This is a genomic window from Devosia faecipullorum (assembly GCF_015158295.1).
Lineage (GTDB): Bacteria > Pseudomonadota > Alphaproteobacteria > Rhizobiales > Devosiaceae > Devosia > Devosia faecipullorum.
Map to the genome: position 1 here is coordinate 24,537 of NZ_JACDXV010000008.1, position 12,336 is coordinate 36,872.

Annotated in this window: 15 protein-coding genes and 1 tRNA gene; 10 read left to right on the forward strand and 6 right to left on the reverse strand. The window is 60.1% G+C overall.

Translation table 11 applies throughout. The features are described from left to right. Window positions 1-5: 5 nt before the first annotated feature. From arsN2 to H0482_RS14790, 3 genes are read right to left on the reverse strand one after another with little or no spacing between them, the layout of a single operon-like run. Window positions 6-431, reverse strand: coding sequence for an arsenic resistance N-acetyltransferase ArsN2 (gene arsN2, locus H0482_RS14780; RefSeq protein ID WP_193730839.1), 426 nt, complete (start codon window positions 429-431; stop codon window positions 6-8). After that, window positions 428-955 carry an arsenate reductase ArsC gene (locus H0482_RS14785; RefSeq protein ID WP_191772200.1) on the reverse strand — a complete coding sequence of 176 codons (528 nt, stop codon included), beginning with the start codon at window positions 953-955 and terminating at the stop codon, window positions 428-430. The genes arsN2 and H0482_RS14785 overlap by 4 nt, the downstream gene beginning before the upstream one ends. Beyond that, window positions 948-1,304 carry an ArsR/SmtB family transcription factor gene (locus H0482_RS14790; RefSeq protein WP_191772199.1) on the reverse strand — a complete coding sequence of 119 codons (357 nt, stop codon included), beginning with the start codon at window positions 1,302-1,304 and terminating at the stop codon, window positions 948-950. The genes H0482_RS14785 and H0482_RS14790 overlap by 8 nt, the downstream gene beginning before the upstream one ends. A gap of 338 nt (window positions 1,305-1,642) precedes the next feature. Here H0482_RS14790 and H0482_RS14795 point away from each other — a divergent pair, with 338 nt between their 5' ends. Next, window positions 1,643-2,113: a hypothetical protein gene (locus H0482_RS14795; protein ID WP_193730840.1), complete on the forward strand. Its 471-nt coding sequence runs from the start codon at window positions 1,643-1,645 to the stop codon at window positions 2,111-2,113. Between the two features lie 75 nt (window positions 2,114-2,188). Here the strand turns inward: H0482_RS14795 and H0482_RS14800 are convergent, their stop codons facing one another. Next, window positions 2,189-2,641: a DUF305 domain-containing protein gene (locus H0482_RS14800; RefSeq protein WP_230989677.1), complete on the reverse strand. Its 453-nt coding sequence runs from the start codon at window positions 2,639-2,641 to the stop codon at window positions 2,189-2,191. Window positions 2,642-2,681: 40 nt separating this feature from the next. Next, complete coding sequence (locus H0482_RS14805; protein ID WP_193730841.1) at window positions 2,682-3,467, reverse strand: glutaredoxin family protein; 786 nt, start codon at window positions 3,465-3,467, stop codon at window positions 2,682-2,684. A gap of 456 nt (window positions 3,468-3,923) precedes the next feature. Here H0482_RS14805 and H0482_RS14810 point away from each other — a divergent pair, with 456 nt between their 5' ends. From H0482_RS14810 to H0482_RS14840, 7 genes are all read left to right on the forward strand, one after another. Then, a complete protein-coding gene (locus H0482_RS14810) occupies window positions 3,924-4,277 on the forward strand; it encodes a hypothetical protein (RefSeq protein ID WP_193730842.1) in 354 nt (117 codons plus the stop codon). A 170-nt stretch (window positions 4,278-4,447) separates the two neighbouring features. Continuing rightward, window positions 4,448-5,407: an SMEK domain-containing protein gene (locus tag H0482_RS14815; protein ID WP_193730843.1), complete on the forward strand. Its 960-nt coding sequence runs from the start codon at window positions 4,448-4,450 to the stop codon at window positions 5,405-5,407. Continuing rightward, on the forward strand, window positions 5,400-5,642 hold the full coding sequence (locus tag H0482_RS14820; RefSeq protein WP_193730844.1) for a hypothetical protein: 243 nt from the start codon (window positions 5,400-5,402) through the stop codon (window positions 5,640-5,642). The genes H0482_RS14815 and H0482_RS14820 overlap by 8 nt, the downstream gene beginning before the upstream one ends. Continuing rightward, window positions 5,632-7,344 carry a DUF2326 domain-containing protein gene (locus tag H0482_RS14825; protein ID WP_193730845.1) on the forward strand — a complete coding sequence of 571 codons (1,713 nt, stop codon included), beginning with the start codon at window positions 5,632-5,634 and terminating at the stop codon, window positions 7,342-7,344. The genes H0482_RS14820 and H0482_RS14825 overlap by 11 nt, the downstream gene beginning before the upstream one ends. A 106-nt stretch (window positions 7,345-7,450) precedes the next feature. Continuing rightward, on the forward strand, window positions 7,451-8,329 hold the full coding sequence (locus tag H0482_RS14830) for an SMODS domain-containing nucleotidyltransferase (protein ID WP_193730846.1): 879 nt from the start codon (window positions 7,451-7,453) through the stop codon (window positions 8,327-8,329). 8 nt (window positions 8,330-8,337) lie between these two features. Further along, window positions 8,338-8,904, forward strand: a complete 567-nt coding sequence (locus tag H0482_RS14835; RefSeq protein ID WP_193730847.1) for an SLATT domain-containing protein — start codon at window positions 8,338-8,340, stop codon at window positions 8,902-8,904. Window positions 8,905-8,941: 37 nt separating this feature from the next. Further along, the gene (locus H0482_RS14840; protein ID WP_193730848.1) at window positions 8,942-9,910 is read left to right on the forward strand and encodes a hypothetical protein; all 969 of its coding nucleotides are present in this window, start codon (window positions 8,942-8,944) and stop codon (window positions 9,908-9,910) included. A 148-nt stretch (window positions 9,911-10,058) separates the two neighbouring features. Here H0482_RS14840 and H0482_RS14845 read toward each other — a convergent pair. Beyond that, window positions 10,059-10,132 (reverse strand) — tRNA-Gln (locus tag H0482_RS14845). 238 nt (window positions 10,133-10,370) lie between these two features. Between H0482_RS14845 and H0482_RS14850 the strand changes: the two genes are divergently transcribed. Together H0482_RS14850 and H0482_RS14855 are read left to right on the forward strand one after the other, a co-directional pair. Further along, window positions 10,371-11,552, forward strand: a complete 1,182-nt coding sequence (locus tag H0482_RS14850) for a Ppx/GppA phosphatase family protein (RefSeq protein ID WP_330998277.1) — start codon at window positions 10,371-10,373, stop codon at window positions 11,550-11,552. Further along, window positions 11,542-12,294 carry an RlmE family RNA methyltransferase gene (locus H0482_RS14855; protein WP_193730849.1) on the forward strand — a complete coding sequence of 251 codons (753 nt, stop codon included), beginning with the start codon at window positions 11,542-11,544 and terminating at the stop codon, window positions 12,292-12,294. Before H0482_RS14850 ends, H0482_RS14855 begins: the two co-directional genes overlap by 11 nt. Window positions 12,295-12,336 lie beyond the last annotated feature (42 nt).

A 12,336-nucleotide genomic window follows, 5' to 3' on the forward strand; every position in this document is an offset into this window, starting at 1 on the left:
GAAACCTAGATGGCGCAAAACAGCATCGGTGCGGATGAGCAGATGGAAGAGGCTTGGCGCGTCCTGAGGATCGCGGAAGGTGCGTCCTCACGGTCGATGACCTCGAAGCCAAGATGCTTGAAGAAGTCGGCTGCCGTGGTGGTCAGCAGGTACGCTCGCGTGCCGCCGGCATTGGAGATTTCACGAAGCATGCCCTCGGCCACCGTACGCCCGGCGCCAGTGCCCCGGCTTTCCTGCGGCACGACAACGGATCGAAGAAGGGCGTCCTCGCCGTAGAGCTCGAAGCCGCCGAAACCGAGAAGCCGACCGCCCCGCTCGAAGCGGAAGAACGACCGGTCAGGTTCACCAACATCGTCGGTGGGAAGCTTTGCTTCGGTGAGAGCGGCGAGGAACTTCGGATCATCCCCCGGTATGGGGGTCGAGCTGATCATGCGACCTTGGACGACTTGGTGGTCGTTCCGTCCATGGCGCCAATGCCTTCAAGCTTCGAGTTCAATGCCATACGATCGATGCTGGCGATCGGCAGGTTGATGAACGCGCCGATCCGGTTGCGCAAATAGCGCATGGCATCATCGAAGGCGGCACGTTGCTTGAACTCCGGTCCGTCAACTGCAGCAGGGTCTTCGATGCCCCAGTGGGCGGTCATCGGCTGACCGGGCCAAATCGGACAGACTTCGCCGGCAGCGTTGTCGCAGACCGTGAAGATGAAATCCATCTTGGGTGCATCCGGGGCGGCGAACTCATCCCAAGCCTTCGAGCGAAGGCCATCCGTCGGAATGCCAACCTTGGCCAGCGTCTCCAGCGTCATCGGATGAACCGATTCTTTGGGCGTCGAGCCCGCGGAGTATGCCTGAAAACGGCCTTGGCCCACATGATTGAGGATCGCCTCGCCCAAGATCGAGCGGGCAGAATTGCCGGTGCAGAGGAACAGGACATTGTAGACGCGGTCAGGCATGGCTCGACTCCTTTGGTGGGCAACAAGGGGTGAACTCGGCGACGAGAGGCTCGCACAGCTCCGGTCGACCACCGCAGCAGTCTTGCACTAGAAAGCTCGCAATCTCTCGAACACGATCAACGACGGCACGATAAACGATCGAACGACTGTGACGCTCGGACTCGATCAGGCCGGCACGGGTTAGTACGCCCAGGTGCGACGACATCGTGTTCTGTGGCACCTCTAGGCGGCGCGCGATTTCCCCTGCCGGTAGACCTTCAGGCTCGTGTTCCATGAGCAAGCGGAAGGTATCCAGACGGGTCGACTGCGATAGTGCAGCGAAGACTTCGATTGCATGTGTTGATTCCATATATCCAAAATTATGGATTTATCATTCGCTGTCAAGATAAGGTTTTTGCCGCGTCTTATGCAGGGCGCGGAAGCTTCAGCACTGCCACGGCTAACAGCCGGGGCGATGAGACATGACCACGCGCAGCATCAAACCTGGTAACATGCCAGACGGGCGTTGGCTCGACCCGGTATTGCCTAAAGGTTACTTGCGCGATCATACGCGGGACCGACGCGCGGAGGAGTAGCAACGGTGTTTCGTCCCGAACTGTCGAAGGAACAGCTCCTCGAGATCATCGGCGCCATGTCGGAGGACGATGTGGCTCGATTTCTTTATTGCCAGGAGATGGCCGGTACCTATTGGCGGTTGGCAAGTTCGAGGACATGCTGATCAGCGCCATGCAGATGTGCGACCGGCTCAAGGTGCAGCACAGGCTCGGTGAAGACGCCGACCGGTGGGACAGGTTCGTGGCAAAACGGGCCGCGCTTCAAGGTTCTACCTTGGGGTCCCTCATCAAGGTGCTCGAAAAACATGGGATCGCGACGGACGACATCAGGTACCTGAAGTGGATCAAGGACAAGCGCGACTACTTCGTACACCGCCTCTTCCATGAAGGGGTGTGGCCCGGCGACTTGGACGGGGAAGACTGCCGATTCATGAGCAGGCGTTTGCTGTCCATACAGCTTTGGCTCGCCCGGGCGGAACGCCGGATCTGGATCATCTTCGAACGCGCCGGGCTCCTGACCCTCGATCGCTTGGACGACGGCGGGTTTCTCGCGATGAACTCCGGCCTGGAAGACCTGCTCCGCGGTGACGAAGACGAGTCATAATGACCGCCATCGAACCCAACTACCTCGCGAGGCGGCGTTCGATGGCGATCAACCCGTCACGATCGTCTTACAAGCCTATCCGGAAGCGCCTTCGCCCGAGAGCCAGCCCAGCATTTCGGAAATTTCTGATTCCTGCGCGTCGATGATCTTCTGCGCCATCTCCTTGGCCCAGGCATTGTCCCCATGTTCAAGCTCGGCCTTGGCCATGTTGATGGCGCTCTGGTGGTGCGGGATCATGGCGCAGACGAATGCCACGTCGATGTCCTCGACCATGCCTGCTCGCATCATGAGCCGGTTGTTCTCGTCCATTCCCGCCATCAGGTCAGAATGTGGCTGGTCCATCTCGTGATCCATATCCATCGGTGCCGATGCAGGAGCTTCCGCGGACAGGCAGATCTCGGGCAATTGGGCCACCGATGGCATGTCGACAGGTGCGGCAGCGGTGCCGTGACCGGCATGTGCATCCTGCGCCAATGACGGCAATGTCGACATGCCGAGGACGGCAAGGGCGATAATGGTGTGCTTCATCGTTGGTCTCCGTTGTTCAAAGGGGGCGCGTGCGGTGTGGTTACATTGCGTGGCTGGAGGGAATGATCCCGAGAGCGGAAAGTCCCATCCAGACAGCCATTGTGATCATCATCAGGTTCTCGGTGAGCGAAACGAACCCGAGAGGCACGTTGCTCGACCCACCAACGCAGGCGCACTTGAGCTCCCGCCTGTCGATGTAGACGGCCTTGAACACTGAGACGGCCCCGACCGTCCCGATGAAGAGGGCCACGGGCACCGAAAGCCAGGTCAGCGCTCCGGCCACCATCAGGATGCCCGCAAGACCTTCCGCATAGGGATAGATGTAGCTGTAGGGCACCCAGCGCTTGGCGAGCAGGTCGTAGTTCAGGAACATGGTCGCGAAGGTCTCGACGTTCTGGAGCTTGAGCAGCGCCAAGAACACCATCGAGAAGCTGATGAACCATTCCAGCGCCCGGAGGGTGAGAGGGTTGCCGCTCACCGCAAAGCTCGCTGCCATGGCGGTGAGGGCGGTCATGGCGAACAGCACCGCAACCGGGCGGTAGCTGGTCGCCTTGGGATCCACGACCGTCTTGCCCAGAAAACGTCGCGTGTCGTCGTAGCCGCCGATCCGCCTGCCATCGACGAACACCTGAGGTGTCGTCTTGACGTCGTGCTCGGTCTTGAATGCGTCGGTTTCTTCGCGGGTGGTGAGGTGGTGATCCTCGACCTCGTAACCGGACCGCTTCAGCAGATCCACGGCCTTGAGACCATAGGGGCAGGTGTGGCTCGGCATCACCATACGATGGATAACCGCCTTCTTGCCGGCGTTGGCCACCACGGTGGACATAGGTTTGCTCCTTGTCGAATTGCTGTCGTGCTTCCTTTCTGCACCTTCCCATCATTGGAAGGTCAATACCCCTGCGGACGAGGATGGTAAGAGGAGAGTGGACGCTGATCCGACAGCCGTCGCTGCAGCCTTGCCCATGATCGCCACCATTATGATGGGAGATCAAGGATTTCCCGCCTGGAATGATGGGTGATAACCGCCAACCAGTGGCTTTCGATGGTGGAACGAGGTCACAAATAGAGTTGCGATGGCAGTTAGCCGCAAATTCAGGTCCGATGATGTCGAGTCGACGTCATTAGAGGTGTTGTAACCATCACTATGTCCCGATTGATGGCAACTTGAGGTTAAACCCTTTCGCAAGATGCCGAATGCACAATGACGAGGCACCTTCGGAGACATGGGATGCCTCGTCGAGTGGCTTTCGAGCCGGATGTAACTTTGGGAGACCTTTTGGTCTTGGCTCGTCTGGGGGCATTGGTCCACGGAGACGAGGCCGTCTTTCCCACCACTGCGCTCAAGCAGCAGACCGGCGCCAGCAGCACGCGTATCAGGAACGCCATGATCCGCATCGCCGACGTCCTCGGCCCGGTGGAGGTCGACGGCAACAAGCGTCGGACCCAGAGACCGAATGGCAGGGGTCGGAACTTCGGCGGCGCCGGCGTCCTCGCGAGCATGCTTATCGAGATCGCGCAGGATGAAGAGACGGATCAGGACCGGCTTCGGCACGAGATCACCCAGCTGGTCGACCACCTCGATCACCAGCGCCAGCAGGGGGCATTCAAGAGGTCGCGGACACCCCCGCGGTTCTAGAAAGCCCTGAACGTTCGTCCCGGGGCGGGGCTGGCCGCAGGGGTGGGACTGGAGCATGTCAACGACCGGTTGCATTGGTTCACCGGCCCGTAGAGCATATGGCGAAGTGCGTTTTGGCTGATGGCAAGATTCGCCGTCGATCCCGGTAACGATCAAGGAGACGTTCCTGCATGAACCGCAAGTCGCTCCTCGACGGCATAATCCACTACCTATCCATCCTCAGGGTGTCCGTGGAGCTTCACAACAGCCTCAACCACCAAGACATCAACGTCGTTTCCGAGAACTTCTTCCGTGACTTCCTGAACCTGGCTTTCGGATACGAGCTGAAGAACATCAATATCGTGGAGAAAAATGCCCGGGCGATCGACCTCGGCGATGAGGACGCCCGCATCGCCATCCAGGTGACATCGACCGCCGGCATGCCCAAGATCAAGTACACTCACTCCGGTTTCGTGGCGGGTGGACTGGACGCCAAGTACGACCGACTGGTGGTGCTGGTCATAGGCGAGAAGAAGACATACAGGCAGGACAGCTTGGGCGGTGGTGACGTGTTCGCCATGTCGATCAAGGATGATGTCTGGGGTCTCGATGAGCTCCTCGCACGGATCGACGACCTGCCGCCCGAGAAACTCGTCCAGTGCTTCGACTACCTGAAGGCGGGTATATCGACCCGGCAACCGCGTGAGGCGAACGAGGTACTCACGCTGCTGCGCCTCATCGAGGTCCTGAGCGAATCCGAGGTCGAGGCGGTCGCTGCGGACATTCGGGTCGACCCGGACCCGGAAGGAAAGATCAACGCCCGCTTCGCCGACCACGCCGATTTCCTGAAGCGGCAGTTCACCGACCTTCATGCCCTCTATGGCGCCACCCTGGCCGAGGTCTCCGGCCAGTCCGACATCGGTCATGGTCGTATGCTGAAGCTCCAGATATACCTGACGAACTGGAGCGACCGGGTCCTGCAGGAATGCGCCGGCGATCCCGAACAGGCGCTGGAGACGATGGTGATCCGGATCATGGAGAAGATGGGCGACGGGACTGCGGGGTTCGACGAGAGCGCGGTCCGCTTCTACCTCATCGACCAGTTGATCCGTTGCAACGTGTTCCCCAACAAGACCGCTGCCCATGCCTAACCTGTTCCTCAAGGATGAACCGTTGGAGAGGGCCCCGGCGATCGTCGGGTTCGAGGTCATCCGTTACGTTCGTACCGCCGGCAAGGGGCGGGTCAGCATCTTCGACGTCGTCGACCACTTCAAGCGGGAGCGCTGGTTCACCTCCACGGCCTTCTTCTATGGCCTGACCTTCCTGTACGCGGTCGGGCTGCTCGAGTTCGAGGAACCCTACCTGGTAGCGCTCGATGCGGATTGAGCTCCTCTACACAGAGCCGGCAACGATCGAGCCCATCGAGTTCGATGACGGTGTGAACGTCGTACTCGGTGAAAGCGACGATACGAGCTCCAAGAACAACGGGGTCGGCAAGTCCCTGTGCATCGAGTTCATCAACTTCGCGCTGCTGAAGAAGAAGTCCGACAGCCGGGTGTCGAAGATTCCGAAGGAAGCATTCGATCCTTACACGTTCGTCTGCGTCCGCTTCCGGCTGCACGGCGAGGTATACACCATCAAACGATCCTTGGCGGAATCCGAGCAGCCCAGGATCATCGTCGACGGCAGGGAAATCATATTCGCCAAGCGCGAGGATGCCACCGACTTCCTGACACAGCGCATGTTCCCGTTCAAAGCGGCCGGAGCGGTGAATTTCCGCGAGATGCTCGGTCCTCTCATCCGGGACGAGCGGTCCGAGTTCAAGTCCATCGTTTCCTACTTCGACACCAGGCTGAAGGTGCCGGAGAACTATGCTCCCCACCTGATGCTGCTGGGCATCGACCTCGGCATCTACCGTCTCATCAAGGAAATCCTGAAGGAGATAGACCATATCGGCGCGGAGGAGGCCCGCATCCGGGAGAACGTCCTGCTCGTACGCCAGAAGACCATCGACGACGCGCGTTCGGACCTGAACGCGCTGGACGAGGAGGTGCAGAGCATCAACGATGCCATCGAGGCCCTCGAAACCGCGCCCGCCTTCGACATCGTTCAGGCCGAGATGCTGGCGATCGAGGAGGAAATGGCGGCGCTTCGGCGCCGGAAGGAAGTGCTGTCACAACGGTCCGCGCGTCTCGCCCCGGTGGCCGCGAAGCCTTCCATCGAAACCGAGGAGATCCGGCACTTTTACGACGAGTTGCGTGCCGGCTTAGGGACGGCGGTCGCGCGCGACCTGACGGAGGTCATCTCCTTCAAGGACAAGATCGAGCGCTTCCAGCAGCACCTGCTCGAGGAGAAGTCCAAGGTGGTGGACGTCGAGCTCAAGGGTCTGAACAGGCAACTTGCCGACCTCGACCGGCGGTACTCGAAGCTTCTCGCGGTTCTGGACCAGGAAGGGCAGCTCCGCAGCCTGCGGCAGACCTACGCCTCCTATCAGGTCAAGAGCGACGAGCTCGGCCAGTTAAAGGGATTCCTCGAGCGCTACGATCAGCTGGCCGTCGAGAAGCAGCAGAAGCGGTCCGACAAGGAAACCGAGCGTCTGCGACTGCAGGGAAGCATCGCAGCCGCTCGCGACCGGCTGAAATCGGTCGAGAAGACCATCCTCGACATCCACCAGTTCATCCAGGGCAACCGGAAGGCTTCTTTCGACGTCCGCACCACGGCCAACAAGCAGGTCGTCGACATTGTCCTGCGCATTGACGACGACGGCAGCCACAGCGTGGAGCGGGAAAAGGTCTTCATCTACGACATCGCACTGCTGTTGAACGACTTCACCAAGGTGCGGCATCCAGGCCTGTTGGTGCACGACAACATATTCGATGTCGACGAGGACACCTTGAACAAGAGCCTGGAATTCCTGCTCACGCGAGCGGAGTTCGAGGAGGAGCAGCAGTATATCCTGACGCTGAACGTTGACCGGATCGCCCATGCCGAGGACGAGGCTTGGTTTGAGGATCTGCAGCGTTGCGTGGTGGCTTCGTTCACTAAAGCCGATCGCTTCCTGAACACTACTTACCAGGAAGTGCGCTGACCCGTCGACCGGCCGACCCGACAGTCGTGACATTCTGTGGAAATGGTGTCAGCGCCGCAGGGACAATACTTCCATGGTGATACAGTACTATTGTCAGGGAGCGATCATGGGCGTCGGAGAAGATTTCGCAGCGTTCAAGTCCAACTACAACTTGGACGCCGATACGATGGGTTCTATCTCACGCAGGTATCGCCGTATCACGCGCCAGCTGAACAACGACTTCTACGGATCGGACTCGGAAACGGCGCACAGTTGGTATGTCGGATCGTACGGTCGGGATACCGCAGCGCGTGGAGTGTCCGATCTCGACATGGGCTATCTCTTGCCCAACGCGGTCTACCATCAATACCACGCCTACGCCACGAACGGGCAGTCGGCGCTTCTTCAGGCAGTCAAGCGCTCCATCCAGAAGACCTATAGAACCACGGACAGCTTCGGAGATGGACAGGTAGTCGGCGTCAACTTCACGGATGGGATCAACTTCGAAGTTCTGCCCGCCTTCTTGAACAAGGACAAGAAGACCTGGACATACGCCAATGCCAACAATGGCGGGAGTTGGCGGGTGTGCAACCCATGGGCGGAGATGGAAGCGGTGAACGCCAGAAGCCGCGCCACCAACCGGAACATGAAGCACCTTTGCCGGATGATGCGGGTTTGGAAAGACTACAACGGCGTTCCAATCTCGGGCATGCTGATCGACACCCTCGCATTCCAGTTCCTTGAAAACTGGCCCCATCGCGACAAGTCTTTCCTGTACCACGACTACATGGCACGGGACTTCTTCCTGTTCATGTCGCGGCAGGCCACCACGCAGTCCTACTGGCGCGCGCCGGGAAGCGGGTCGCAGGTGGGGAGAAGGGGGGCGTTCGAGAAGAGGGCTTGGGCGGCCTACCTGCTTTCCCTCGATGCGATTGTGTACAATGACAATCCGTATAGCAGGCGGCGAAAGTGGCGGGAGATTTTTGGCCCGCTGTACCCGGTTTAGAGGTAGAGATGCAGCCCTTCTCACATTTAGAAGACCAAATCCGCGAGTGCTTCGGCCGGGTGGTTTACACCCACAAGACGCACGAGAAAGAGGCGGAGGAGTGTAGTGGCAAGCTCGCGACCTTCAAGGTGGCGCAGATCGTTATCACGGCTTTGACGACCTCGGGGGCGGTCGGGGTGCTGCTTGTCGACGAAGGTTGGATGAAGGTCGCGACAGCTGGTCTGGCCCTGTTGTCCCTTCTGGTGTCCGGTTACATGAAAGGGTTCGACCCCGGTGCGACCGCTCAGAAACACCGAGATGCGGCGTCTGCCCTGTGGAACATAAGGGAGTCCTATCTCTCGCTCCTCACCGACCTGCGCATGAACGCTGTCGAACCGCAGGCGGCACGGGAGCGGCGCGATCAGCTGCAGGCGCAACTGGCCGCCATACATAAAGGGGCGCCGCAAACACATGGCTCGGCCTACGGAAGGGCTCAAAAGGCCCTGCAGCACAATGAGGAGTACACGTTCTCGGAAGGAGAAATCGACTTGTTTCTTCCGCCAACCTTGAGGAAGGGCGCCGAAGCAAAAGGTTAGACATAACTCCAGAATCCGTCATCCCGGGGGACCGCAGTTGATCATCAACCCGCCATCGGCAGAGTCGCTCAACGAAGTCGCGCTTCGCCTTTACTTCAGCGCCTGGTCGTCGCTTATCGGCATTATCCACGATTTCGAACTGCATTTCGATGTTCCGGGGTCCGCCGATGACGATGAGGACACCTGGGCGGAAGAACGGAAAGAATATCTGGAAGCGTGCCAACCGGAACTGCAATCGATATGCACCATCGTTCAGCAGTCCAACGAGCTGGCGCTAAAGGCCCGGATTTGCGAGGTCAGCCCGTACCTGCTTCTTTTGAAGTCTGAACCAAAATTCAGCACGAACGGTAGCGACATCGAATTTTCCGATCTCCGCACCCTTGATGCCGTGGACCTTCCCGGCGCGGTAAACACCCTGTCCGCTAGGCCACTGTCCGATGAGTTCGTGCAGACCTACAATCTGTTTCGGTCCCTTCGAAACAAGGTGGCGCATCTCGGCTCCGCCAACGCCGTATTCACACCGGAAGATTTGCTGAAGAAGATGCTGTTTCAGTACCAGCAACTGTGGCCTGAACGAATGTGGCTGAAGGAATGGGTGCAAGCCGAGTCGAACACCCGGCTCTCCTATTTCCACGACTATTCCAATTCTTCTCCATATGCCGATGTCTTCGCGCAGTGGCCTCTGGCCCTGAAGTTCATCGGCAAGTCGGACTTCAAACGACTTTTCGGCGTGGCGAAGTTCCAGCGGCGTTATCTTTGCCTCTCCTGCTTTCGACTGGGTACCACCGACTGGAATGACCTCAGGTCTGATCCCGTTCACACGGCTTTCCTGGTCAAAGGAGCGGATCGTACCTGCTGCTTCATGTGCGGGGAGGAAGTGGCGGTCGAACGCAGTCTATGTCGTCAAGACCACTGCAAGGGCAACGTAATCTGTACAGACCCCGAGGGTGAGAACGACGGCATTTGCCTGATCTGCGGCGAGGACGCCTCAGGGTTGGCCGACTAGCCTGCAAGCCGGCTGAGCGTGAAGTTCTCTAAATTTCCAGTCAGCCTTATCTGGAAGCGGACAACCGGCGCACTCTTACAGCCGGATCGTGGCACTCTTACAGCCGAATCGCGGCACTCTTTCAGCCCCGTCATAGATGAAAAAGGATTGGCTGGGGAACCTGGATTCGAACCAAGATCGACGGAGTCAGAGTCCGCTGTTCTACCGTTGAACTATTCCCCAGCATGAGCCATCAGGCTGGGCGGCGTGGTCGGAACCGTTGGTTGCGAAGCACGGCGCGGGGTCTCATTAGACAAAGCGGAATGAGATTGCAAGCGCCTCTGCGCAGTCTGGTGCAATCATCGTTTTCATTGCGCTTCTCTCCCCCTTGCTCTACCCTCATTTCCGACAATGTAACACAGGTGCGCTCGGGCGCGGCCGGCTGGGTCCGGTCCTGCGACCGCGCACGAAGGAGACAGACGTGACCGACTCGAATCGGTCCGCTGCCGCTTCGGCTCTTCTGGCCGATGCGGGGTCTGGTACGTCTTCCGGCGCAGTCCGGAAGGATCGGGCCGGCATATCGCCGCCGCCCCGGCCCGACCAGCGGACAACATCCGCCCCCAATGCAAAACGCCCGCGTGGCCCTCTCTATGCGGCGCTCGATCTGGGTACCAATAATTGCCGCCTGCTGATCGCACGTCCCCATGAACGCGGCTTCCGGGTCATCGATGGCTTCACCCGCATCGTGCGGCTGGGCGAGGGCGTGTCCGTTACCGGGCGTCTCTCCGACGCCGCGATGGAGCGGACCATGGAGGCCCTGCGCCTGTGCCGCAACAAGCTGCGCGAGCACCAGCCAACGCGAATGCGCCTGATCGCCACCGAAGCCTGTCGCGCCGCCGAGAACGGCCCGGCGTTTCTGGAGCGGGTCAAGACCGAGCTGGGAATGGATCTGGAAGTCGTCGATCGGCGCACCGAGGCCGAACTGGCCGTTACCGGTTGCGCCGACCTGATCGATGGCGAGGCGCAAGGCGCGCTGATGTTCGACATCGGCGGGGGGTCGTCGGAGCTGGCCTGGCTCGATTTCCGCGGTGGCCGGCCGCGCGCCCAGGGCCGCATGGCCGCCTCGATCCGGTCGTGGCAATCCCTGCCGGTCGGCGTGGTGTCCATTGCCGAGAAATTCGGCGGCGTCGATGTCACACCGCAAGTGTTCGAGGCGATGGTCACCCATGTCTCCGAGCACCTGCGCCAGTTTCGCGGGCGCGAGAAATTGCGACAGATGATCAGCAGCCATAAAGTGCATCTGATCGGCACCTCGGGCACGGTCACGACGCTGGCCGGCCTGCATCTGGGCCTCGAACGCTATGAGCGCCAGAAGGTGGATGGGCTGTGGATGCGGCGCGATCAGGTGGATGAGACCATGCGGGCGCTGCTCGGCATGGCATTCGAGCGGCGTGTGTCCCATCCCTGCATCGGCAGGGATCGCGCCGATCTGGTTCTGCCCGGCTGCGCCATTTTCGAGGCCATTCGGCGTGAATGGCCGACCGAGCGGGTGCGCGTTGCCGATCGCGGCCTGCGCGAGGGTATTTTGATTTCGCTCATGGATGGGGACCGCGTGCAAAAGCGGCCAACTCGCTACCCAAGGAGGCAGAACAATGGCCAATAACAAGGCTTTGGGCACGGGGGGGCGTAAATCCGACCGCGATCTCAAGATTCGGGTGAAAACGGCCAAGGGCCGCACCGTGGCCTCGACCAAATGGCTGGAGCGGCAGCTGAACGATCCTTACGTGGCGCGGGCGCGCTCGGAGGGTTATCGCTCGCGCGCCGCGTTCAAGATCAAGGAAATCGACGAAAAGCATAAGCTTTTCAAAAAGGGAATGCGCGTTGTCGATCTGGGCGCGGCGCCGGGCGGCTGGTCGCAGGTTGCGGCTCAAGCGGTGGGCTCAACCGTTGAAGCGCCGCTGGTCGTTGGCATCGACTATCTTGAGATGGACCCCGTTCCCGGCGTCATCCTGCTGCGCAAGGATTTCACCGAAGAGGATGCGCCCGCCATGTTGATCGAGGCCATGGGCGGCAAGGGCGCCGATGTGGTGATGAGCGACATGGCCTGGCCGACCACCGGCCATCGCGCCACCGACCATCTGCGCATCGTGCATCTCATCGAGATCGCCGCCGATTTTGCCATCCAGGTGCTCAATCCCGGCGGCGCATTCGTGGCCAAGGTGTTTCAGGGCGGCACCGAGCATGAATTGCTGCATATGTTGAAGCGACATTTCGCGTCCACGTTCCACGTCAAGCCGCCTTCGAGCCGCAAGGATTCCGCGGAAGCCTATCTTGTGGCGAAGGGGTTCAAGGGCCGCGCCAATGTCGTTGCCGACGATGAGCAGGAGGTCGATTCCGCGCGGTAATGGGCTGGCGGGCCCGCCGCGATGACGGAATCGATCCACGGC

Excerpts from the sequence above, each read along its gene's own strand:
- H0482_RS14820 (WP_193730844.1), top strand. The coding sequence starts at position 5,400 with ATGCCTAACCTGTTCCTCAAGGATGAACCGTTGGAGAGGGCCCCGGCG.
- H0482_RS14785 (WP_191772200.1), bottom strand. The coding sequence starts at position 955 with ATGCCTGACCGCGTCTACAATGTCCTGTTCCTCTGCACCGGCAATTCT.
- H0482_RS14790 (WP_191772199.1), bottom strand. The coding sequence starts at position 1,304 with ATGGAATCAACACATGCAATCGAAGTCTTCGCTGCACTATCGCAGTCG.
- H0482_RS14825 (WP_193730845.1), top strand. The coding sequence starts at position 5,632 with ATGCGGATTGAGCTCCTCTACACAGAGCCGGCAACGATCGAGCCCATC.
- H0482_RS14835 (WP_193730847.1), top strand. The coding sequence starts at position 8,338 with ATGCAGCCCTTCTCACATTTAGAAGACCAAATCCGCGAGTGCTTCGGC.
- H0482_RS14805 (WP_193730841.1), bottom strand. The coding sequence starts at position 3,467 with ATGTCCACCGTGGTGGCCAACGCCGGCAAGAAGGCGGTTATCCATCGT.
- H0482_RS14800 (WP_230989677.1), bottom strand. The coding sequence starts at position 2,641 with ATGAAGCACACCATTATCGCCCTTGCCGTCCTCGGCATGTCGACATTG.
- H0482_RS14855 (WP_193730849.1), top strand. The coding sequence starts at position 11,542 with ATGGCCAATAACAAGGCTTTGGGCACGGGGGGGCGTAAATCCGACCGC.
- arsN2 (WP_193730839.1), bottom strand. The coding sequence starts at position 431 with ATGATCAGCTCGACCCCCATACCGGGGGATGATCCGAAGTTCCTCGCC.
- H0482_RS14815 (WP_193730843.1), top strand. The coding sequence starts at position 4,448 with ATGAACCGCAAGTCGCTCCTCGACGGCATAATCCACTACCTATCCATC.
- H0482_RS14830 (WP_193730846.1), top strand. The coding sequence starts at position 7,451 with ATGGGCGTCGGAGAAGATTTCGCAGCGTTCAAGTCCAACTACAACTTG.